Origin of the sequence: Dactylosporangium maewongense, assembly GCF_039531485.1 — a bacterium.
Taxonomy (GTDB): domain Bacteria; phylum Actinomycetota; class Actinomycetes; order Mycobacteriales; family Micromonosporaceae; genus Dactylosporangium; species Dactylosporangium maewongense.
Map to the genome: position 1 here is coordinate 1 of NZ_BAAAQD010000066.1, position 21,542 is coordinate 21,542.

The following is a 21,542-nucleotide window of genomic DNA, read 5'->3' on the forward strand; positions in this document are numbered from 1 at the left end:
TCACGGGCTTGCCGGCGCAGCCTGAGCGCGTCGTTGAACACCACCCGCGCGCACCCGAACGCCCGCGCCAGCTCGATCTGCTGGCCAGGCGTCGGATACACGCGGAAGTTGTAACGGAGCTGCACGAGAAGCACGGTACATGTTGGTTTATGGCTGAACTGCTGGTTCAAGCAACGGGTGGGACTCGGGCTCGCGTGCTGTGGCGGACAGTTTGAATATTCGGCTGGTTACAAGTCGCGGACCTAATCATGCCGAAGAAGATCTCCTCGCGGACAATGACAACAGTTTGTGGCCGCTCGAACGGGTCGCGTCCGACAATCAGCCTCCGTGCGGAATTGATCGACATGACTGCGCTGGTCAACTTGACAGTCGGGGAATTCAACATAACTGAGCAAAGTGTAGTATTCGGCTATGGACTTTGAGATCCAACGACTGGCGACTTCCCTCGACGAGATGTCGCCAACGGGGAGGGCGACAATATTCGGGCTGTGCGCTCGGGTGCTCGCGCCGCTGGTCGTTGAGGTTGAGCGGAGATACGCTGGAGTGTGGTCATTTCGTGACTACGCTCCAGCGTTGGAGGTCATAGAAACCTTTGCGCTCGATGCCGGGCCGGCAGGTGATCACGGCGAGCTTCGTGCCAGTCTCGCGGCCTCAGTTCCAAATGGCCACGACCTCGACGGCCCGTGGAGCACTAACGTGCAGGCCGCAATAATTTGCGCGGACGCTGGACTTGCTGCCGCGTCCGTCGATGCTCAGCCGGAGAGTATCTGGATCGAGTATGCACTGGAGCCATTGACCTCATCTGTTCAGGCCAGAGACATTGCACTCGTACGACGGCTTGGATATACAGCTTGGCTGTACAGGCTACCCCAGGATCCGGCAGTAGCCGCAGCGCTGAACTTCATGCAGCAGTGCTGTCGGCGCATCCTGTCAGGTGGGCCGCTGACCCGCCGGGAGTTCACAGCGCTGGTTTCCGAAGGCAACGTGCTTCTGCCGGTCCGTGTTGACTGATGCCCTGAGGGTTTCGCTGGTCGACATTGTTGCCGGTTGGGACATGCCGGCCGAGCAGAAGGTTGCAAAAACCATCTGCTCGGCCGTCCAGCGGGGATTTTTCCGACTTTCGAACTCCGGCAGATCGGCAATCTTCTATGTTCGTGAGAGTGGGTACTACTCTCTCGGCGAGCAAGCCATCCCGCCGGCGTGGGACCGTATTCGCAATCTATGGTGTGGAAATCCATACCGGCGTCGTGCGATTCCTCAAGGTGGACAGAATGGATGGCGGGCAACCTCCGGTTTCGTAAACAGCACCGCCTCGGGATTCGCCGATTGTCTCGACGAGATTGTCGTTCTCGACGCACCCGTCGACTTCACCGACGCCGAGGCGACCGTACGGTGAAGGAGCCATCCCGGGAGTCAAGGGGGTCAGCCGACCGGTGTGACGTAGCCGCACGTGAGCACGCCGACCGCGACTGATCGCGCTACCGCAGAGCTGCGACGTCGACGTGTTCAAGGTCGCGGGTGACCACCCGGCTGACTGTCGACGGGTTGCGCGAGCGGGTGCGGTCGGTTGGTCATGGCGGCGAGCGCGGTCGCGACGGTTTGTAGGTCGGCGGGCTCTGTTGCATTCGCTGTTCGGCATGATCGAGGCAGGCTTGAGCAGTGAAGTCTCCAAGCCGCAGACCGTCGTTGCCGCCGCAGTCAGCGTTCGCCGGGTTCCGGTTCCCGCCGGACGTGATCGTGGTCGCGGTCCGGCTGTACCTGCGCTACGGCCTGTCCTGCCGCGACGTCGAGGAACTGCTGCTCGAACGCGGTGCCGAGGTCGACCACGTCACGATCTTCCGGTGGGTGCAACGATTCACGCCGCTGCTGGCCGACGCGGCCCGGTTCTGCCGGCATGCGCCCGGCGACAGATGGTTCGTCGACGAAACCTACATCAAGGTCAACGGTGTCTGGCGGTACGTGTATCGCGCCGTCGACCAGGACGGCCAGGTCATCGACGTGCTCGTCTCCGCCCGCCGCGACGCCGCCGCGGCACGCCGGTTCTTCCGCCGGGCGCTGGCCACGCTGAAGGTCACACCGAGCGAGGTCGTCACCGACGCGGCACCGGTGTACCCGGCCGTCCTCGACGAGCTGGTCCCGTCGGCGTGGCACCACGTCGAACGCCATGCCAACGACCGGATCGAGGCCGATCACGGCCAGCTGAAGCACCGGCTCAGACCGATGCGCGGGCTGCGTGCCGACCGCACCGCACAGACGATCATCGCCGGACACGCCTTCATGTAGAACCTCCGACGCGGACACTACGAACTCGGGCTCGACGCACCGTCCGGGCTCCGAGTCGCCGCAGCGTTCACCGAGCTCGCCACCACCGCCATCTGAAGACCGGCCGGCACTCACCCAAACGCGCCCTCCGATCGGCAAATGCAACAGCGCCCTCGCGTCGAACCGTGTCGACCCAGCGCTCTGCAACAGCGTTCGCACGTGGTGCCTGCGGCGGTGTGCAGAGTACGCCGATGCCGCGGCGGTGAAGACTGGGTCGAACGCAGCGGCATCGGATGAGCGGAGAAGGCGAGTCCTGTGAGTGGTCCTGACTTCGAGTGGATGCCCAAGGACGAGGTTGTCGCCTGGTTCGACGCCTCGGATGACGTCTCGCCACTGCTGTCCGCTGTGGAGCCTGTCGCTGACGGAGTGGTTTCCCCCGGCGGCGGACGGGCCGATAGCGATGATCAGCATCCGGCTGCTGGGTCGCGATAGTTGAGGAGTTGGACGGTCTCGCGGACGTGCAGCAGGCGTGCCGCTCCGACGTTATGCGGGAGGCATTGGCGTCCTACATCAGGGAACGGACTGCGCCAGCGGGGCTTGACGATGTGCAGCGGGCACTTGAGGTGCTGAGGAAGGTTGTCGCTGGCCGGTATGGCAACCAAGCCGAGGCGGCGTAGCCGGAGGGCTCTCTGACGTGGACCCCTTTACTCGGCCGGTTTATGCTTTTGGTGACCTGGGAGAACGTGCTTGAGCACGTCGCTGGGGCCTCCGACGACCCCTGGGGGTCAAGGGGTCGTGGGTTCGAATCCCGCCGTCCCGACTTTGCGAAAGGCCAGCTGAGCTGGCCTTTTTGTTGACCTCAATCAATGCGCTGGTCCTGTCATGACACTTGTTTTTGCACGTACGCGCGTACTGTTTCCGCGAACTTGCTGCTGGCCGTACTGTTGATCTCGCCCAGGCCCGTTAGCGCGCAGGTCTGCCGCGACCAGCGCGGCCGCCCTGATGATCGGGCGAAATGTATGTTGACCAGCGCTTTCAGGTCCGGCCTCGATCGACGGTCGTCTTGAGCCAGGCCCCTTGACCGCGACGGGCGACTTCGAGTCCACTGTGGATGATCGCGACACATCTGCGACACGTACGCCCGTACGGTGATCTCCGTTGAGCGAGCAGTGGGCCGTAGTGGGCCGGCCTGCGCGGGCTCGGGTCAGTCTTGGCGGTGGACGTCGGCATGTGTGTAGTCGAAGTTGCGTGCTGTGAGGGTGCCGCCGTCTGGGCCCGATTCGAATACCCGGAATGTTCCGGTGGTTGGGTTGACGAGTGGGCCTACCGCCTGCGAGACACTGCCGCATCCGAGCGGGTCCGCACCGAGGCGATCTCGCCGAAGAAGTCCAGCGCGCGAGTTGACGTTGCCTTCCTCGACGACCCCGACATGCGGGTTGAGAACGTTCCGGCCGCACGCCTGCGGGTGCCGTGGGACGAGGTGCAGACATTTGATGCCCTGATGGACAACTGGCGCCGCCTCGGCGAGTTCGAACTCGACGATGTCGAGCAGGCATGCGTCGAGGAGGTGTTCCTGACCGTGATCCCGCCAGCGGTGGCGGAGCTGTTGTGGACGCCCGTCTCGTGCGCGACGGCCATATGCGACCAAGCCCGGGTGAGCGACACCATCGACGTTCCGATCGAAGAGATCTTCGCCTCCGGTGAGTGGTTCGATCACGCCGACGGACTCATGCACGCGTGGATGATCCGGCGGCACCGGGTCGAGGGCGCGTACGAGCCGCGGGCGGCGCGATGGCTGGCCGCCCGGTTCGGTCCACTGCCGGCGCCCCGCCCGGCGGGCACGTATCTGGCCCGCCGGGCGGCGAAGGCGTTCGACCGGTTGCTGGCCGGTGATCTGGAGCCGGCCGAGTACCGGGCGCTGATGGCCGCGGTCGCAGCGCAGGACGCCGTGGCCCGCCCGCTCCGCGTGCCCCGCTGACGCTCGTTGCGGCCCGCTACGGCGGGCCGAGGGTGATGGTCCGGTCGCTCGGGGCGCCGACGGCCGTGGTCCTGGTCACCGTGCCGTCGCGGGTCAGGGTGCGCACCTCGCCGTCCCGGCCGGTGAGCAGCACGTCGTCGCTCACCCACACGGCGGCGAACGGGAACTCCACCCGCTGCCCGGTGAGGACGTCGAACCGCGACCAGTTGGTCGTCGTACCGTTCGGACCGTCCGCCTCTCCGGGTTCGGGACCGGCGACGACGTACCGCCCGTCGGGCGACCAGGCGAACGGCCCGGCCGGCATCGCGGTCACCGGCAGCGACCTGGTGGGCTCGCCGGTCTCGGCGTCGAACAGTTGCAGGCCGGTGACCTGCTCCAGGGCAGCACCTTCCGAGCGGTAGGCGACGGCCATGACGATCTCCTTGCCGTCCCGCGTCCAGGTGAAGAAGCACTGGCTGCAGGGGTACCTGTCCGCGTCGATCCACTGCGTGCGCACCTTGCCCGTGCGGGCGTCGATCACCCCGAAGCCGACCTTGAACGGATCCTTCCGGGTCAGCCCGCCGACGAGCCGGTCGCCGGTCGGTGACCAGCTATACGTGCCGATGAAGCCGGCCGGCTCGACGGTCACCGGGTGGCCGCCACGCACGTCCGTCACCTTGGCCTCGCTCGGACCGGGCCTTACCAGGAGCCGGTCGCCGGTCGGGGCTGGCTGGCCCTGGTTGCGCACGGAGATGTACCGGCCGCTGGACCGCTCCAGCACCTGGTCCCCCTTCCCGATGACGACCCAGCCTCCGGGCAGTCCACCGGGGGTCGTGGGGGTCGGCACCTGCGTGGTCGGCCGGGCCTGTGGCCGGCTCGATCCGGCGGCTGCGGGTGGCGGGGCGACGACGCCGGGGCGGGACAGGACCGCCCAGGGCAGCACGACGGCGATCACCACCAGGACCGCGCCGCCGGTCGCGGCCAGCCTGCGGTTGCGCCGGATGCGCCGGCCTTTGACCATGCTGCGCGCGGCGAGCCTGGCGGACGGCCCGTGCAGCTCGCCGGACATCTCGTCGATCGTCTCGTGGAGCAGCTCTTCGAAGCGCATCAGTGCCGTCCTTCCACGAAGTCTTCGCTCCAGTCGAGCTGCGGCACGAGCTCGCGCAGCTTGGCCAGCCCCCGCGAGGCATGGCTGGCCACCGTGCCCCGGCGGCAGGAGAGGATCTCCGCGGTCTCCTCGACGCTGCGGTCCTCGAAGTACCGCAGGATCAGCACCGCCCGCTGCCGGGGTGGCAGCGTCTGCAACGCGTCGCGCAGCAGCAGCCGCAGCGCGGTGTCGGCCTCCAGGTATCGGGAAGCGGCCCGCTCCGGCGGCTCCGCCACCGACACCTCGGCCTGCCTGCGCCGGCTGCGCCACCCGGACGCGAACTCGTTGTAGATCATGCGCCGCAGGTAGGGCTCCGGCTCGTCGATCCGCCGCCACCGTGCGAACGCCTTCGCCAGGGCGGTCTGCACGAGGTCCTCAGCGGCGTGCCGGTCGCCGGTCAGCGCGTACGCCGTCTTCAGCAACGCATGCGCGCGCTGCTCGACGAAGGCCGAGAACTCGGCCTCCAGTGGGTTCTGCACGACGGGTACCTCCTTCACCCCTCAGACGCCAGGAGTGCCGGAAACTTTGCACTCAATCCGCACCGGGTGTCCGGACCCAGGCGGGCAGCGGCTCACGCTGGGTGCGCCAGGCCGCGGGGATCGCGTCCCGGCCGATCGCCGCGGCGACCACCCCACCGACGATCGCCGCCGTGGTGTCGACGTCGCCGCTGGCCGCCACGCAGGTCAGGATCGCCGCCCGGTAGTCGGCGAGGTGGGTCGCGGCCGCCCACAACGCGAACGGCACCGTGTCCTGCGCCAGCACCAAAGCCCGGAGCTGCGCCATGGTGTCGCGATGGTCGTGGAGGTACGTGGCCAGCGCGCGGACGATCGCGGCGATGCGTTGTTGACGGTTCAGGCCGAAGCGCTGGACCGTGATGCTGAGGTCGTCGCGCTGGTAGCCGAACGCCATCCCAACGTAGCCGTCGAGCACCGGGATAGCGGCGGGCCTGTACAGGGCACCCAGCTTGGTGATTCTCGGCGCCATGCACCGTTGAAGCCGAACTGGCAGGCGCGGATTACCCCGGCAACCTCCTCTTCGGTCATTGCATGCAGGTCCTGGTCGGCTGGGATGCGGCCGATCCGATCGGCGAACTCTCGCCGAAGCGCTCGGTTGAAGTCGGCGAGCTGCGTGATGTCCACCCGGCCGTTGAGCGTGTTGGCGAACAACAGCGACCACGTTGAGACCTCTGTGAAGAGGCCCGCCGCCCGTGCGCTGATGCCGGCCAGGTCGTAGACGGCCCAGCCGCTGTACCGCGACGTGCAGTACACCCGGATCCGGCTCGCCGCCTCGTCGATCGGGACCGGTCCCAGCACCTCACCGGCGAAGCCCGCCGATACGTCGATGGCTGCCATCGGTGTCATGCATGGGACCGTACTGATCGAGCCTGGTCGAGCGGGCGCTTGTCGGCCATGAGTAGGCGCTCGTCGTGCCTTTGACGCCGATCGGTCGAGGAGGTTCACTCGTTCTGGGGTTCCTCCGGTGGTGTGAAGTGTTGTTGTGGCTGGCGCTGGGTCGCGGTCGGATGGGTTTGAGGGACCGTTCCAGACAACGAGACGGCGGAGGTTGCCATGACTGATGTTGAGGTGATCGTTCGGGATCCGGTGACTGGCGTGTATGTCGCTGTGGATAGCGCCATCGGCCTGTCGGATCTGAGTGGTAGTTCGAAGGTTAGCTGAGGTTATATGGAATTCCGGATCGGGCAGCGAGTGCTCATTCGCTGCGAGCCTTGCGAGGTTCGGGTGGCTGATGTCATGACGGGCTTCGTGTTCGTTGAGTGGCCGTGGACGGAACTGGATCCGCGATCCGGTTATGCGTGGGAAGAGCCGATAGCAGTGCCGACGAATCCGTCGATGTTGGAATGGGTTCAATCGCCGTGGCGCGTCCAATCGAACGTAGAGTTCCGACAGGGGGAAACCTGCTGGTTAGCGATTCCTGAAGTTGAATGCGTTGTGACTGCATTCGAGGTTTTCGGTAAGCCTGTAGACATGAGAACGGTTCCACGTCCCACGTCGGTTGTGACCTTAGCGTTCGTCGAGTCGTATCCGGAATCGGAAAGATTCGGTGAGCAAGGTCGTTTCCAGATCTATTTCACGGATGCAGGCCCGGTGGAACCCGTTACTTTCGTTCCCTTGACCGTGTAACGCTACAGCCCTCGTTTCGGCCCAACCCGTTGCCGTGCATTCACGTCGGGATGATCCACGCCGGTCGCACGGTCACGGTCAAGTCATCTGACCACACGTTCTGGGTCTACGACGGCGACGAACTCCTCACCGAGGCTGCCCGCACCACCACCCTCTCGATCGCCCGTTTCAAGGTCCGCAAACCCGAACCACCGCGCCCGTTACGGCACGCCAAACCGGACTTGCCATCCTTGCCGCGGGTCGGCCCGCCAGCGGAGGCGGGCGTCGGGGTGGCGGTGGCGGAGGATCCCGGGGCGGCGGCGAACCGCGGCACTTATGCGCCAGCGTCAAGAGGAGTTGGGTCGGACGGTGCAGGGGGTCCTCTACCTCGCAATGGCAGATGGCGATGCATGTGGCGTATGCGTGCAGCCGCTGAGGGTGTTGGCCGCCCGGAGCATGTCCGGGGCACCTTCTGGGAGATGCGGCAGCTGCAGATGGCGATCTACAACCCGGCGGCCGCGATCAGGGGCCGAGTGTCCTGGTATCTGCACGGCCGGCTGCTCATTGATGAGATGAGGGGCTGGGCGGATGATGTCTGGCGACTCCGACGATGGGGGACGACGGTGCCAGGTCGTGACCTTGCCGCACTGCTGAACGAAGCGCTGGGCCGGGACCTGCCACAGCGGTTCGCTGTGACAGGCCGGGTCGCCTTCGCGCCGGCGGTCATGCGTGCGGGGGACCGCACGGCTGCGGTGCACCCGCACGGCTCGGAATTCCGACTCGAGTTCGGGTGGAAGGGCGCCGGGCAGGCGCGTGGGGTGACGCCGGACGCGGTCTCGGCGGCCGGCGCGGCGGCGCTGTGGATCCGCGGGTCCGGGCTGGAGGAGCTCGCCGCCCGGTATCCGTTCGTCGAGTTCTCCGCGATCGCGCTCGCCCGGGAGCGCGGCGACCCGGTCGAGCATCAGTGGCGGACGATGCTGGAATCGGTGGAGGGGGACCCCGAGGGCTTCCACGACCTGATCACGGCGGCATCGGAGAACGCCGTCCTGCGGGGGTGCTTCCCGTACCTGGGGCACCGGTTCGCATTGGCTGAGGACGCGTTCACCCACGACGTGCTCGTCACCGCGTTCTTGATTCGGCCCGGCTGGTACGCGAGTAACCGACTGGCGGAAGGGTGGGGGTTCGAATGGGACGCCAACGCCGCGGTTGCCTACATGGTGGACAACGTGCGCGCACAGCGCTGACCGGGGCCGCAAACGCGTTGCCGTAGGGCGCCGGGTCGGCGGCCGTCGGGTGGCTGCCGGAGCGGTTCGATCAGCTGCCCGTGCGGTCCGCTGTTCCGAGGAACGACGCCCGATTGTGCTGGAAGTCCGGGTACTCAGCGGGTTGGTGTTGCACCAACATCAACTGATCCCGGAGTCGCGGCCATCGTCGCTACTCACCCGGAGAATGGAGGTTGACCGTGTAGGTGGTTGATCTTTGTTCGTAAGCTCGTCGTCGCTTGCCGGTGGAAGTCCGGTCCGGGTAACTGCCAGGAGGCGTTCAGCATGATCGCGACGTTGACCACGAGCAGCATGTACCAGAACAACAACCCGCTCGAAGGCGCCTGCTCCCACGACCGCGGCGGAAGGTTCGGAACGTATGGCTACACGGAAGTACCGTAGGTGGGAGGCCCCGCCGCTGCTGGTCGGAGCCCTCATCGCCGTTGGCTTCCCGGTGGCGGTGCTGGTGAACTGGCCACAGCCGGTAAAGCCGCCGCTGCTGGCGGGATGTGCGGTCGCCGTGCTGCTGGTGATGTGCTACATCGACGGGCCTGCCGTGTGGGTCTCGGTGGGCCCGGAACAGGTGACCGTCGCCAACTGGCTTGTCATCCACCGGGTGCCGAGGGGTCTGGTGGACCGGGTTGAGGAGGTCGACCGGCTCGGGATGGATCTGGTCCTGACGGACGGCACGAAGATCGGGCTGGGCGCGTGGCAGCCCAGCCTGGTCCCGGCGACCTCCCGCTCGCGCGGCCGCAGCGCGTACCGGTCGCGGCAGCTGCTGGCGCTGTTCGCCGACCTGCCGGCGGCCCCGACCGGAGGCGTCGTTCGGCGGCGGCCACGGCTGGTCAACATCGCGCTGCTCGCGGCGCCAATAGTGGGGTTCTGGATCGTCCTGGGGCTGTGAGCGGTGTTCAGGCCGCGGTCCACGCCTGGAGTGCCACGCTCGCCGCAGTCTGGTCGGCGCAGCCGGCGGCATGGCCGGTCAGCAGCCCGAGGCCGGCAGCGCAGACGACGACCGCGCCGACGCAGCAGGCGATGACGAGGCCCAGGATCTCGTGGTCATCGCCAGGGTCCTGCCGCGCGGCGCGACGACGGGGGAGTGGTGATGACATACCTCCAGAAACACAAAAGAGCGCGCCTGTGCGCGCGATGAGCGGCGAAGCTGTGGTGCAGGGGCGGGCGATGCGCAGCGTGTCGCGAACGCCAGAGCGGGTGCCCGGGTTCGGGGCGGTGGCCGGCGAAGAACCGACGCAGCCGGTGGAAGCGTGAGGACCGTCGCGGTGACCCGAGGTGGCTGACCCAGGCGAAGGGTCCGCCACCTCGAGCTGTGCCGGGGCGTGCCTGCTGAAGAAGGGCGAGGGACAGCAACGCCCCGCGGGTCAGTGCGGCCCGGGCCGCACGGGCGCCGGCACGGTCAGCCGGTAACCGGCACGGCGTCGATCCGCACCGGCGGGATCCGGCCCCACGACGCGGCCAGGGTCTGCGGCCACCTCGGGTGTCGGATCACGTCGTACTCCTGGACGTGGACGGCGTGCCAGCGTTCCGCCGGTGCGCCCTGCCGTAGGTGTCGCTGCCCGTCGTCCGGGGTGCCGGCGAGCGCCGGGTGTGTCGCCGTCCGGTACGTGCTGCGGGCGCCGGACAGCATCGGGCACGCCTGGGCGCTGTACGCGGCGCACGGCGGGCACGTCGCCGGTTCTGACGTGCATCGCAGCCGCAGGTCGGACCGGCGGGCGAACAGTACCGCCTCGTCCGGCAGCGGCCGGCCGCAGATCTGGCACCGCTGCTCGTGCAGGCACTGGCGTTGGCTGGCGGCGGCGAGGCTGCCGAACAGGTACACGCCGCCCGCAGTCACCGGGGTGATCCACGGGACGACGAGGCCGCCGGCGACGGGCCGGTCGAGCAGGTGCGGCGGGACCACCGGTGGAGTCGTCATCTACACCCCTCCAATCAGCACGGCACTGGTGAGGTCCTCGAGGACGTCGGCGGCGCTGGTGACGACCCGGACCTGCGGGTCGGCCCGCAGGACCCGGTGGCAGCCTTCCGACATCGCCGATGTCACCGGCCCGGGCACGACCATCCCGAGGCGTCCGTACCGCATCGCCCGCCGCAGTGTGGCCAGCGCGGCCCCGCGTGCCGGGCTCTCCACGACGACGGTGCCGGCGCTGACGGTGGCGAGCAGTCTCCGGTTCGCCTGCCAGCGCCGGTTGGTCGGTCGGGCGTCCGGCGGCCACGCTGTCAGCAGCAGCCCGGTCTCCGCGATCCGGTCGTACAGGCTGATGCTCGCCGCCGGGTACAGCTGCTGCAGCCCGCACGGCAGGAGCGCGACCGGGTTGCCGCAGGTGGCGGCTGCCCGCAGGGCGGTGCTGTCGATGCCGGGTGCGCCGGTCGTGACGACGGTGCGGCCGGCGACGGTGATGCCGAGCGCGAGCTCCTCGGCGGTCCACAGGCCGTACGCGGTGGCGGTGTGGGTGCCGGTGATCGTCACCGCTGTCGCCGGTTGCGGTAGCGGGGCGGGGCCGAGCGCCCACAGGCAGACGGGCGTGTATCCGCCGGCGGCGTCGACGTCGGTGAGGCCGGCCGGCCAGTCCGGGTCCTCGGGGATGACGACCCGGCACCGGGTCTGTGCGTCGGCGACGGCGTCGGTGGACACGGCGAGCCGGTCCCGGAACGTGCCGGGACGGTCGCGGACCTCGGGGCGCAGCAGGTCGGCGTCGGGTTCGCCGGCCGTGAGCCGGTCGAACGCGGCCGCTGGGCCGTGCTCGGCGATGAGCTGGATGACCTCCCGGCGGCCGGGTCCGAAGACCCAGCTGAGGTTCGCCCGGGCGGTCCGGGCCTCGTCGCCGCTCATCGTGTCACCGGCGGTACCGACGGGTGACCATGCCGGGGATTGCTCGAGCAGGCGCGCGGGCTGCGGTCCGGTGGTGCTGTGCTGGTGTTGCCTGGCCATCGGTGTGTGGCCTCCTGTTCCCCGCCTCGTGGCGGCGGACAGGCTGGGGCGGTGCGGCCCCAGCCTGCCCGTAGGCACGAGGTGTGGGACCGCGACCGCCGGGTCGGCGGCTGCGGGACGGTGTACGGCTACTGCATCGGCGGCTCCATGCCGCTGTCCGGCCGGTGATGAGCCAGCAGGAGCTCGGCCAGCTCCGGCGGGACGCTCTCGTCGAGCAGTTGCAGCAGGATCGCCGCGAGGGCGTGACCGGGGTCGTCGCTCAGGGCCCGGTGCACGGCGAGGCGGGCGAGCTCCGGCCGGTGGGTGCGCCACGCCACGTACCCGGCGAGGCATGCCGGACCGGCGACGTAGCCGGGGATCGCCCGGCGGGTCAGGCCCAGCCACAGCCGCAGGTGCCACACGTCGCTGCCGTCGGTACGCAGGTACGCGAAGTCCCGGACCTCGTCGCTGCGCAGCAGTGCGATCAACTCCGCCGAAGCGAGGTCGTCGAGCGTGCCGCCCTGCTCGCAGCGGCGCACGGCCGCGTCCACCGCGGCGCGGCCCAGCCGGAGCACCGCCCGGTCCGGTGACCCGGACTGGGCCGCGGTCGTGTCCAGCCGCGCCCGGACCTGTTCGAACGCTGCCAGCATCGCTGCCGCGGCGGTGCCGGTGACCGGCGCGACCGCCGCCGCCAGGTCCGCGCCGACCACCGCGGGCCGCGACGGTCGATCCGGGGCGGTGCGGGTGAACGGCACCGGGTCGCCGAGCGGCACCTCCGGACGGTGCACGTCGTGTTCGACGTACCGTCCACCGGTGACCCGGACGAGGTGCATGACGGGCAGGCCGTGCACGGTGAACACCGCCGTGGCGACGTCGAACAGCGTGGCGGCCAGCCGGGCAGGACCGTAGCCGACGACGACGAGGTCGACGCTGTCCCGGGCGGTGCACTCCGCGGCGATCGCGTGCAGGAACCCGGTCGTCGCGGTGACCGTCGGCGTGGTCCCCGGCGGGTCGGTGTCGTCGGGCAGGTCGAGGTAGGCGACCGTGCGGCGCGCGGCGCCTGGATGGCGTTCCGAAGGAGAGCATGCTGGGCTTGGAACTCCTCGACAATCTCGCCGCAGCGCTACAACGACCGGCTTACCGTGGGCGGCACAGGGCGTGCTACGGGCGGTGACGGTCGTTGCTGTGTTTGTGTGGGTTCCTCGTGCCTGTGGTAGGTGATGCAGGCACGAGGTGTCGATTCGAGGCGAGGAGCCGAACGTGTCGGTCGCTGATGACGATCAGGACCTGTCGTGGCTGGCGGGGGATGCGCTGACGGTGCGGCGGGTGTTTGATCAGATGCCGTTGCTGGTGACCGCGTTGGAAGGCGACGCCGCGCAGCTGCGGGTGGTGGCGATGACGGCGCAGTACCGGCAGTTCGTCGGCCGGCAGGACGTCGTCGGCCGGATGCTGCGGGAGGCGTTCGCCGAGTTCGCCGGCCAGCAGATCCTGGAGTTCTTCGAACGCGTCGCGGTCACCGGGGTCGCGGAGACAGCCCGGGAGTTCCGCATCACGTTCGACCGGCCGGACCTGGGTGATCAGGTCGAGGTGTTCGTCGACTTCACGATCAGCCCGTTCTACGGCCCGGACGGCCGCCTCGTCGGCGCGCTCGGCAACGTGCAGGACGTCACCGAACGGGTCCGGGAACGCCAGGCCGCGCAGGCCCAGGCCGCGGAGGCGCAGGCCCGCTACGAACAGGCCCGCGACGTGATCAACGCCCTGCAGCGGGAACTGCTCCCCGCCGGCGTCCCGGTCCTGCCCGGCCTCGAGGTCGCCGCAAGCTACCTCCTCGCCGACGCGGAGACCGCGGCCGGCGGGGACTGGTTCGACGCCGTCGTCCTGCCCGACGAGCGGGTAGCGCTGATCGTCGGCGACGTCGTCGGGCACGGCCTCGCCGCGTCGGCGACGATGGGCCAGCTGCGGGTCCTACTGCGCGAGCAGCTCCTGGCGTCCGGTGACCTGTTGACCGCACTGACCCGGGTCAACACCGCCGCGGCATGGGTTCCCGGGGCGAAGGCAGCCACCGTCTGCGTGGCCGTCCTCGATCCGGCCACCGGCACTGTCACGTACTGCACGGCGGGTCATCCGGCCCCGCTGCTGCTCCCCGCTGCGGGTGAGGCCCGGTTCCTGCCGATCAGCGGCGCGGGCCCGCTCGGCGTCGGCGGCACGTTCACCGCAGCGGTGCTCGGCACCGCCACCCTGGACACCGCGGACACGATCTTGCTGTACACCGACGGCATCCTCGAACGGCCGGGCACCACCATCGCCCAGTCCAGCGTCGAGCTCGCCCAGGTCGCCGGCGACATCGCCGCCGGGTACGGGATCCGCGACGACGGTCTTCTGCCCACGCAGCGAATCTGCGGGCAGACCCTGGAACTGCTCACCCGCCGCACCGGCCGCGCCGACGACATCACCCTCCTCGCCGGACGCCGCACCAACCCACCCAAATCGCTGAACCTGACGTTCAGCCTCGTCGGCGACGACCAGCTCGAAGTCCTGCGCACCGAACTCAGCGACTGGCTGGCCGGCTGCGGCGTCGACGCGCACGACGACGGGGTGGTCCGCCACGCCGTGGTCGAGCTGGTCACCAACAGCCTCGAACACGCCTACCTCGACCGGGCCGACGCCGACGCTACCTGCGAACTCACCGCAACCATCGGCCCGGACGGGCACCTGCACGCGCAGGTCACCGACCGCGGCACGTGGCGGAAACCGCAGCCATCACCGGACCGCGGGCTCGGCCTGCAACTGGCCGAGGCGATGGTCGACCACCTCCGCATCCGCCACGACCAGCACGGCACCACCGCCACCATCGACCTCACCCTCACCCGCCCGGCCTGGCTGCTGACCACCGACCAGCTCAATGCCGGACACCCCGCCCGACCCCCCGGCCAGAGCGAACCGCTGCTCATCCTCGACCAGCCCTGGGCCCCCACCCCACGGATCCGCGTCGACGGACCGATCGACGCCGCCACCACCAACCATGTCGAGAGGGCCCTGCGCGAAGCCGGCGCAGTCGGCACCCGGAACCTGACCGTGGACCTCACCGGCGTCACCCACCTGGCCAGCGCCGGCGTCGCCGCACTGCACCGGCTCACCGCCATCCACCACACCAACGACACCACCCTGCAGCTGTACGCACCCATCGCCGGCCCAGCAGACATGATCCTCACCCTGGTCGGGCTCAACCACACCACCCACGACCCCCACACCACACCCGGCAACGACGAGGCCAAGGCAGCTCCGGACCACGGTCCCGACGACCCCGTGGAGCAGTAGCCTCGGTAACATCACCCGGCGACGCAGCACCGCGACAACTACCGGCCCGGACATGACCGCAGGAGGGGTCACCCGCACGAGTCGGCGGCCGTAACCCGGTGCCATGGGATACGCATCACGCCGGGACAACCCACGAACCGTTCGGCGGTCGGTCATAGACGGTCTGGTGTCCCACCCCGAAGCTCATGCCCGGTCGTCCCTAGCAGGGCCGGACACCATGACGCACTGCATCGCGCTGTCCGGGCGACTCGCCGGCGCTGGTGTCAGCTGGACAAGCTGCGGTTCAGACCACGCTGACCGCCACCCTGGCACGCCGGCGGCCCGAGTGCGATCTGGTGGCTTCGTCCGTGGATTTCGAAATCCGTTTGTCAGCGAGCTCCGGTTGCGGGGAGGGAGAGGCGTGCGTCCCCTCGAGTCTCAGAGTGCTGTAGGCCGGTAGCGAAGTGCTTCGTCGACGATGGCCTCGGCCGAGGCGCCCACCAGGTGGGGAGGCGGCCAGTGGATGAGGTCGCTGACTCCAGGGCGAACGGTGTTGGTCTCGAGCACGAGCAGGTAGTAATCCCTGTCGTCGTCCATCGCCTGGATCTGGATGCGGCGGACGATCTCGACCAGCTCCTCTCGGCTGACGTCCGGGACCTTCGGCCAGGCCGGACGGGCCGCTTCCAGGGCGAACTCCTCGATATTGCGCCACGACCCGTACGTCATGAAGTCGTAGGGCTCGTACGTATGCCCGGTGTCCTCGTTGAACGCGGCGATGTCGGCTCTCGCGTCAGCACCCGACTCCAGAAGCTCTACGACGGTGTGGATGGCTGCGCAAAGTTGTTCGATGCGGGTACTGGGAATGACGGGTGGACTGAGTTCGGGGCGGAGTTCCACAGCTGCACAACCTACGCCCGATGGCAAGATCCAGTGCGCTGTCATCGGCTACCGCGCGCCGCAGCCAGCCCGGACAATTGCGCCCTGTAGCGATCGGATCGCGGCATGTGCGTGCAGCTGATCAAGCCGTCCTGGTGGTCAACGTCGTGCACGGCGCCCGGCATGATCGAGCGCTCCCGCGCACCGCGGGCGCGTCGACGCACTTGATCGTGTCGGCGGCACGGTGAACGAGCCGCCGACGAAGCTGGTGAAGATCCGCCCCTGTACCTCGTCCGCCGGCTCATACGTCGCCTGCTCCTCCGGCCCGCCATCCACGACGCACATGTCGACCCGGAACTGGTCCGAGCGGTACGTCCCCGCGTCCGGCTGCAGATCGACCACCTGCGGCGCGTAGACCGGCATCTCCACCTCGCCGAACCGTCCGACCAGCAAATGCAGCAACTCGTCGTGCAGCGCCAACGCCCCCAAATCGTTGCCGTTCCATGCCTTGGTATACACATGCGACGCATCGTGGAAAGGAACCACCGTGGGTTACGAGACCACGTTCACCGGCCAGGTGACGATCGCTCCTCCGCTGAACCAGCACGAGATCGACTTCCTGCTGGCGTTCGCCGAGACCAGGCACGAGCCACGGTCCACCGGCCCCTACGCCCTCGGCTACGGCGACGAGATCGACGGCGCCCCGGACCCGGACAAACCTGGGTACTGGTGCAAGTGGGCGCCGACCGCCGACGGCACCGCGATCAGCTGGAACAAACACGAGAAGTTCTACGAGGCCGATCTCTGGATGGGGTACCTGGTGCACACGTTCCTGAAGCCCGATGCCACCGTCGCGCGGGAGCGGGTCGACCCGGTGCCGGGCCGGGTGTATCCGCCCGCGCTGGACAGGTTCACCTTCGACCACGTCGTCGACGGCGTCATCGAGGCCGAGGGCGAGTGGCCCGACGATCGGTGGCGCATCGAGGTGCGCGCCAACGCCATCTACGTGGTCCGGCTGCTGACCGAACCGGACCACGCCGAGTACCCCCGCACCCACCGCGACGACTGGACCGACGAGCAGCGGGCCGACTTCGCCGCGCGGACCCGGCACAACTTCGTGTACCTGGTGCAGGACGGGCAGTTGCACGAGGTGGGCCTGGCGGACGGGTCATCGTTCGACCCGATCCCGGCCGACGTGGCCTGAGCGCGGGCCAGGACGTCCGTGTGGGCAGGACGGGGTCGCGTCGGGCTGGTCGACGATGAACAGCTCCCGTGCTGCGGATTCTGCAAGATCGCCGCCGGTCGCTCGGTGAGGACCACACTCGGATGGTTCCCAGCTGCACCAGCTGCTGTTGAAGACCGAGCGTCACGGCGCTTCGAGGCCCAGCACGCACGGCCGGCGGCATGAGCGTGCGTGCCAGGAACTCATCGGCGGCAGGCATCGCAGGCAAGTACCTTGGTGGGTCGCGGCGGAGCTGGGAAGATCGACCGTGAGGTGACCGACGTGCGGACGTGACTGCGGCAAGTGCGAATCGGTGCACGGACTTTCGTGGGCGTGCGGAGATCCGGCACCTGCAGGGTAATGGTGATTGCCACCGGTGCATTCGGCTGCGGGTGTGGGGTGCTGGGAAGACGAGCCAAGCCCTCCAGGCGGATCTGCTATCGGTCGCCTGGCCGGCGCCATGGGGGGCATGCGCCACCGACGGCGCCTTTCCGACGCCGGCTGACGTACGAGCCGTCATTAGCCACACCTTGGAGCACGGATGGCAGCCCGAAAGGCGCGGCGGAACATTCGTGCTGTCCGAAAACGAGCACGCAGCCGGGTTCACCTTGCCCGATTTCCTTCTGACCGATCGGCTACGGACGCCCGAAAGCGGCGATCCCACGGTCCGAGTGATCCGCGCCTACGAGCTTCGTCATCGAGCATGACGGCGTTCCGCACATCGGCAGATCCGGTGCCGTCTGAGACCTGGTTCCCGCCACTCAACGTAGCTCCGGCCGGCCGGCCAGCCGCCGGGCCGGGCCCGCGGCGTCCCGCTACCCCCATCACGAGCACGTCAGCCTGAACTGCAACCTGAATCGGAGGCCCTTCCGACGATGCTGGCCGCGACAGGTGTTCTCGCCGGCGGCACGGCTCGGTTGGCCAGCCGGAACACGTCACCGCCGGAAGTTCGTTGCTGACTATGACGCTTGGCATTTTCTGAGGGCGTCATCGACACTTCGGGCACGCTGCGGTTTACCGTGGACGACCTTGCGCATGCGCCTTTCGTCACCGGTCGCGCGCCGGGGATCGCATGCGCTATGGCTCCGCGTCGATCTGGGAGTGGCTGCACCGCACCTCGATGATCCCTGCCTATTCCGTCGGCACTACACCGGCCGGTTGGTGCGCAGGAGTGCTCCCGGTTCCTGGCGACCTACTCGCGACTCCTGGCGGACTCTGCGGTGGTGTCCTCTTCGGCAGCCTGTCCCCGGGACTGGACGGCAGCGCGTACGCCGAACTGATCAGCCTGGCGAACCAAGGCGGGGTGTCGGCCGTCCTCGACACCACCGGGTCGGGCGTCGTTGCGTTTGTATCGACCTCGACTCAGCGGGCGTGTTCGGGGCGGAGGCCGATGCCGATCACCCGCGCCGGGAGCGCGCGCAAGGCGGGCATCCGGTCGATGATCCGCAGCGGCAGGGGCGGCCGAGTCGGGCGGCCCGAGACCGCGGGTGCGAGCACGGCGCGCTGCAGCGCCCGCTGGACGAGCTGGGTGCCTTTCGTCGGGAAGGTCCGGCGGCGCTGGACGGCGGCGAGCTCGTCCTCGGTCGGCGGGGCGCCTCGCTCGAAGGCGGCCGTGATCACGTGCGCCGCCGCGACCGCGTCCTGGATCGCCAGGTTGATGCCGACCCCGCCGACCGGTGACATCGCGTGCGCGGCATCACCGATGAGCAGGGCACCTGGCACGTGCCAGCGGTATAGGCGGTCCATCCGCACCGTCAGCTTCTTGATCTGATCCCAGTCCGTCAATTCGGCGACCCGGTCAGCCAGGTAGGGCGCCCCGGCGGCGATCCCGGCGCGGAAGGCCGCCAAGCCCCGGCTGCGCAGTTGGTCGTCGCTGCCCTTCGGTACGACGTATCCCATCTGCCAGGTGTCGCCGCGGTCGATGCCGATGAACAGCCGGCCGTCGTCGATCCGGCCGACCAGCCCGGCCGGATCGTCGTCGTGCCTCGGCAGCTTGAACCACAGCACGTCGATCGGCGTGCCGAAGACCTTCGAGCGCAGAGCGAGATCCCGCCGTACCGTCGAATCGCGGCCGTCGCAGGCGACCGTCAGCGCGGCGTCGACCCGCAGCGGTCCGTCGGGTGTGCGGGCGTCGACGCCGACGATCCGCCCTCCCGAGCGGCGCACGCCAAGCACCTCGTGCCGCCGGAGGAGTTCGAAACGGCCCTCGGAGGCCAGCAGTTCGAGGAAGTCCCACTGGGGCAGGAACATGACGTACGGATACGGGGTGTGCAGGCGGCTGAAGTCGACCGGCTGGAAGGAGCCGACGGGGTAGGTGAAGCGGAACTGCCGGATAGTGCGGTGCGGCAGGGCGTGCAGGCGCTCACCCAGACCGAGCTCGTCCATCAGCTGCAGCGTCGACGGGTGGACCGTGTCGCCACGGAAGTCGCGCAGAAACGTCTCATGCTTCTCTAGCACGACCGTGCGGATCCCGCGCCGGCCCAGCAGCAGCGCCAGGACCAGCCCGGCCGGGCCGCCGCCCACGACGCAGACGTCCGTCTCCACGCCTCAGCCCTCCAGTAGCCGTCCGATCACCTGAGGGCCTGGTCCACATCGGGCACCGTCGGCGATCGCGTTGCGTGCGGGAAACTCTCCCCGATCCGCATCAGTGCAAACGCAAGTGTGCGAGCGTTCAGCCGGTCGACGGCGTTGCGAGTCTCCTGGCGGTCCAGGATGACGGTGTACACGCGATCGGAGAGTTCAACACGAACGGTCACAGGCGTGAGGGTCGGTCCACGGCCACGGCCGCAGTTCCGGCAGGAGACGTCGACCAGGGGTGAGTTCGTTTGCCAGCTGCTTCCCGGTGGCAGGTGAATCCCGCACGGGAACCGCCACAGAGACGGCGTCGACCGCCTGGATCACCCAGCAGGTCACACGACGGCGCCGCCGGCGAGTCGCGGATGGCGGGTCGCGGATTGCTCACGGCCCGGCGTACCGTGCCGGCGGTCGCAATGTGTTCCGAATGTGTTCGGACGTTCAGCAATTGACGAGCACGTACGGCCGCATTCCGGCACGCAGCCCATCGCGGGACATGACCTGACACCGGTCTACGGGTCAGAAGGTTAGGGGTTCGAGTCCCTTGGGGCGCACTTGATCGACAGGGTCTGAACTGCAGAGATATTGGGCAGGACGTCGGATCGCTGCCAACCGCGCGGATCGCGGCCAGATGATTTCGGCGTCGCGAGGTGAGCATCGCCGACTGACGGCGCGGGCGGCGGATGTTATTCAGGTCGGGGCGGTGCTCATTGGCGGGTGCCGCACGCCATGTTGTTGATCGTGTGGGCTTCCGGGCCGGTACGGTGCTTTGGAACTCTCCGCCTGGTGGCGTGTGCTGGCGTCGTCGGGCGGAGTCGGACTGCAAGGATGTTCCATGACCGCTGCGCAAGTGCCGTTTCTGCTGCTATTTCTGTCGTTCCTGCTCACATTCGTGACGACTCGGTCCATTACCCGGATGATTCGCGCAGGCGTCGGTCCGTTCCGCAACAACATAGCGGGTGGAGTGCATATTCACCACGCCGTGCCAGGCATCATCCTGACCGTGATCGGTGCATACACGTCAGTCGCTGTAGACGGCCGTCGCCCGTGGGCTGAGGTGTCCGGCGTGCTGATTGGCATTGGGTCGTCACTGATTCTGGACGAGTTCGCGCTGATCCTGCACCTGCAAGATGTGTACTGGTCGCCAGAGGGGCAACTGTCCGTGCAGGTGGTCGCCCTGGCCCTCAGCGGTATGGGGCTGGTGCTGCTCGGCGTGAATCCGCTGACGTCGAGCAGCGGGCTTGGCGCCGGCCACGTCGCCGTTGCCGCCTCGTGGGTGGTGCACATCATGGCGGTCTTGATCTGTGTGCGCAAAGGCAAGTACTCCACGGCGGTCCTCGGTGTCTTCCTCCCGCCGGTGGCCTGGATCGGCGCGGTGCGGCTGGCCCGACCCGGGTCGACCTGGGCTCGTCACCGTTACGATGCGGCTCGGTGCGCTCGGGCGCAGGTGCGGGCCGACGGCGTCGACGCACGGTTCGGCCACTGGGGTCTAACCATCGCTGATCTGGTGGCGGGCCGCCCGTCATCGCCTGACCCGATACCGCCTACCCGGAACTCCTGACGCCTTGGTCGGCCACCTGCATTCACGCACTCGTCGGCGCTGACCGATTTCCTCGCTGCTGCCGTAGCGCGGCCGCTCATCCGGTCGGTTTGCTTGACCGCCAGACTAGCCGAAGGTCCGCACGGCCTGTTCTGACTAGGGAGGCTGATAACGGTTCGGACGTCGTGGAGGAACCATGTCGAACGGTGGAATTTCGATCACACTGTTCGGTCTAGGTCGTGTCTCTTGGATCTCTGGTGGTGAGGTCGCGGAGCCAGATTTTGATGATGGCGACGTCGATGGCGGCCAGGTACATGAAGGCACGTTTGTCGTAGCGGGTGGCGACGGCGCGGAACTGT

Annotated in this window: 21 protein-coding genes and 1 pseudogene; 9 read left to right on the forward strand and 13 right to left on the reverse strand. The window is 68.4% G+C overall.

Annotation, left to right across the window (positions count from 1 at the left end):
• Positions 1-134 (reverse strand): helix-turn-helix domain-containing protein (locus ABD332_RS60400; protein WP_425552470.1); only part of this gene is annotated, 134 nt, incomplete at its 3' end.
• Between the two features lie 277 nt (positions 135-411).
• On the opposite strand from ABD332_RS60400, the gene ABD332_RS59070 reads away from it, so the two are divergent.
• The 4 genes and pseudogenes from ABD332_RS59070 to ABD332_RS59085 all read left to right on the forward strand — a co-directional run bounded on the left by ABD332_RS59070 (position 412) and on the right by ABD332_RS59085 (position 4,240).
• A complete protein-coding gene (locus tag ABD332_RS59070; protein WP_344515808.1) occupies positions 412-1,011 on the forward strand; it encodes a hypothetical protein in 600 nt (199 codons plus the stop codon).
• Positions 1,001-1,396 carry a hypothetical protein gene (locus ABD332_RS59075; protein ID WP_344515810.1) on the forward strand — a complete coding sequence of 132 codons (396 nt, stop codon included), beginning with the start codon at positions 1,001-1,003 and terminating at the stop codon, positions 1,394-1,396. The genes ABD332_RS59070 and ABD332_RS59075 overlap by 11 nt, the downstream gene beginning before the upstream one ends.
• Positions 1,397-1,686: 290 nt before the next feature.
• A pseudogene (locus ABD332_RS59080) lies at positions 1,687-2,379 on the forward strand (IS6 family transposase).
• A 1,099-nt stretch (positions 2,380-3,478) separates the two neighbouring features.
• On the forward strand, positions 3,479-4,240 hold the full coding sequence (locus tag ABD332_RS59085; protein WP_344515812.1) for a hypothetical protein: 762 nt from the start codon (positions 3,479-3,481) through the stop codon (positions 4,238-4,240).
• A gap of 16 nt (positions 4,241-4,256) precedes the next feature.
• On the opposite strand, the gene ABD332_RS59090 is transcribed toward ABD332_RS59085, so the two are convergent.
• Genes ABD332_RS59090 through ABD332_RS59105 form a run of 4 tightly spaced genes read right to left on the reverse strand, consistent with a single transcriptional unit; the run spans position 4,257 to position 6,727 of the window.
• Positions 4,257-5,327, reverse strand: coding sequence for a hypothetical protein (locus tag ABD332_RS59090; RefSeq protein WP_344515814.1), 1,071 nt, complete (start codon positions 5,325-5,327; stop codon positions 4,257-4,259).
• Entirely contained in the window at positions 5,327-5,845 is a 519-nt protein-coding gene (locus ABD332_RS59095; RefSeq protein WP_344515816.1) for a SigE family RNA polymerase sigma factor, read from the reverse strand. Before ABD332_RS59095 ends, ABD332_RS59090 begins: the two co-directional genes overlap by 1 nt.
• Positions 5,846-5,897: 52 nt before the next feature.
• Positions 5,898-6,275 (reverse strand): ADP-ribosylglycohydrolase family protein, encoded by a 378-nt coding sequence (locus tag ABD332_RS59100; RefSeq protein ID WP_344515818.1) that lies wholly within the window; start codon positions 6,273-6,275, stop codon positions 5,898-5,900.
• Positions 6,218-6,727 (reverse strand): hypothetical protein, encoded by a 510-nt coding sequence (locus ABD332_RS59105; protein WP_344515820.1) that lies wholly within the window; start codon positions 6,725-6,727, stop codon positions 6,218-6,220. Before ABD332_RS59105 ends, ABD332_RS59100 begins: the two co-directional genes overlap by 58 nt.
• Before the next feature lie 830 nt (positions 6,728-7,557).
• Between ABD332_RS59105 and ABD332_RS59110 the strand changes: the two genes are divergently transcribed.
• Both ABD332_RS59110 and ABD332_RS59115 read left to right on the forward strand, forming a co-directional pair.
• Positions 7,558-8,730 (forward strand): hypothetical protein, encoded by a 1,173-nt coding sequence (locus ABD332_RS59110; RefSeq protein ID WP_344515822.1) that lies wholly within the window; start codon positions 7,558-7,560, stop codon positions 8,728-8,730.
• Between the two features lie 397 nt (positions 8,731-9,127).
• Positions 9,128-9,652 (forward strand): hypothetical protein, encoded by a 525-nt coding sequence (locus ABD332_RS59115; protein ID WP_344515824.1) that lies wholly within the window; start codon positions 9,128-9,130, stop codon positions 9,650-9,652.
• A 7-nt stretch (positions 9,653-9,659) separates the two neighbouring features.
• Here the strand turns inward: ABD332_RS59115 and ABD332_RS59120 are convergent, their stop codons facing one another.
• From ABD332_RS59120 to ABD332_RS59135, 4 genes are all read right to left on the reverse strand, one after another.
• A complete protein-coding gene (locus ABD332_RS59120) occupies positions 9,660-9,860 on the reverse strand; it encodes a hypothetical protein (RefSeq protein WP_344515826.1) in 201 nt (66 codons plus the stop codon).
• Between the two features lie 302 nt (positions 9,861-10,162).
• Positions 10,163-10,681, reverse strand: coding sequence for a hypothetical protein (locus tag ABD332_RS59125; protein ID WP_344515828.1), 519 nt, complete (start codon positions 10,679-10,681; stop codon positions 10,163-10,165).
• Positions 10,682-11,596 carry a DNA-processing protein DprA gene (locus ABD332_RS59130; protein WP_344515830.1) on the reverse strand — a complete coding sequence of 305 codons (915 nt, stop codon included), beginning with the start codon at positions 11,594-11,596 and terminating at the stop codon, positions 10,682-10,684. It abuts the gene before it with no gap.
• Between the two features lie 227 nt (positions 11,597-11,823).
• On the reverse strand, positions 11,824-12,915 hold the full coding sequence (locus tag ABD332_RS59135; RefSeq protein WP_344515845.1) for a DUF4192 domain-containing protein: 1,092 nt from the start codon (positions 12,913-12,915) through the stop codon (positions 11,824-11,826).
• 19 nt (positions 12,916-12,934) lie between these two features.
• On the opposite strand from ABD332_RS59135, the gene ABD332_RS59140 reads away from it, so the two are divergent.
• Positions 12,935-14,992, forward strand: a complete 2,058-nt coding sequence (locus tag ABD332_RS59140; RefSeq protein ID WP_344515832.1) for a SpoIIE family protein phosphatase — start codon at positions 12,935-12,937, stop codon at positions 14,990-14,992.
• Positions 14,993-15,409: 417 nt separating this feature from the next.
• On the opposite strand, the gene ABD332_RS59145 is transcribed toward ABD332_RS59140, so the two are convergent.
• Positions 15,410-15,868 carry a hypothetical protein gene (locus ABD332_RS59145; RefSeq protein ID WP_344515834.1) on the reverse strand — a complete coding sequence of 153 codons (459 nt, stop codon included), beginning with the start codon at positions 15,866-15,868 and terminating at the stop codon, positions 15,410-15,412.
• Between the two features lie 138 nt (positions 15,869-16,006).
• Entirely contained in the window at positions 16,007-16,366 is a 360-nt protein-coding gene (locus tag ABD332_RS59150) for a hypothetical protein (RefSeq protein WP_344515836.1), read from the reverse strand.
• 28 nt (positions 16,367-16,394) lie between these two features.
• On the opposite strand from ABD332_RS59150, the gene ABD332_RS59155 reads away from it, so the two are divergent.
• A complete protein-coding gene (locus tag ABD332_RS59155; protein ID WP_344515838.1) occupies positions 16,395-17,051 on the forward strand; it encodes a hypothetical protein in 657 nt (218 codons plus the stop codon).
• Between the two features lie 1,380 nt (positions 17,052-18,431).
• Here the strand turns inward: ABD332_RS59155 and ABD332_RS59160 are convergent.
• Both ABD332_RS59160 and ABD332_RS59165 read right to left on the reverse strand, forming a co-directional pair.
• Complete coding sequence (locus ABD332_RS59160; RefSeq protein WP_344515840.1) at positions 18,432-19,613, reverse strand: FAD-dependent oxidoreductase; 1,182 nt, start codon at positions 19,611-19,613, stop codon at positions 18,432-18,434.
• Between the two features lie 26 nt (positions 19,614-19,639).
• Positions 19,640-19,825: a hypothetical protein gene (locus ABD332_RS59165; protein WP_344515842.1), complete on the reverse strand. Its 186-nt coding sequence runs from the start codon at positions 19,823-19,825 to the stop codon at positions 19,640-19,642.
• A 653-nt stretch (positions 19,826-20,478) separates the two neighbouring features.
• Between ABD332_RS59165 and ABD332_RS59170 the strand changes: the two genes are divergently transcribed.
• The gene (locus ABD332_RS59170; protein WP_344515843.1) at positions 20,479-21,204 is read left to right on the forward strand and encodes a hypothetical protein; all 726 of its coding nucleotides are present in this window, start codon (positions 20,479-20,481) and stop codon (positions 21,202-21,204) included.
• Positions 21,205-21,542: the final 338 nt, after the last annotated feature.

Bases quoted from the DNA above. Each gene is read 5' to 3' on its own strand.
- ABD332_RS59070 (WP_344515808.1), top strand. From the start codon at position 412: ATGGACTTTGAGATCCAACGACTGGCGACTTCCCTCGACGAGATGTCG.
- ABD332_RS59090 (WP_344515814.1), bottom strand. From the start codon at position 5,327: ATGCGCTTCGAAGAGCTGCTCCACGAGACGATCGACGAGATGTCCGGC.
- ABD332_RS59100 (WP_344515818.1), bottom strand. From the start codon at position 6,275: ATGGCGTTCGGCTACCAGCGCGACGACCTCAGCATCACGGTCCAGCGC.
- ABD332_RS59105 (WP_344515820.1), bottom strand. From the start codon at position 6,727: ATGACACCGATGGCAGCCATCGACGTATCGGCGGGCTTCGCCGGTGAG.
- ABD332_RS59110 (WP_344515822.1), top strand. From the start codon at position 7,558: ATGATCCACGCCGGTCGCACGGTCACGGTCAAGTCATCTGACCACACG.
- ABD332_RS59115 (WP_344515824.1), top strand. From the start codon at position 9,128: ATGGCTACACGGAAGTACCGTAGGTGGGAGGCCCCGCCGCTGCTGGTC.
- ABD332_RS59120 (WP_344515826.1), bottom strand. From the start codon at position 9,860: ATGTCATCACCACTCCCCCGTCGTCGCGCCGCGCGGCAGGACCCTGGC.
- ABD332_RS59125 (WP_344515828.1), bottom strand. From the start codon at position 10,681: ATGACGACTCCACCGGTGGTCCCGCCGCACCTGCTCGACCGGCCCGTC.
- ABD332_RS59130 (WP_344515830.1), bottom strand. From the start codon at position 11,596: ATGAGCGGCGACGAGGCCCGGACCGCCCGGGCGAACCTCAGCTGGGTC.
- ABD332_RS59170 (WP_344515843.1), top strand. From the start codon at position 20,479: ATGACCGCTGCGCAAGTGCCGTTTCTGCTGCTATTTCTGTCGTTCCTG.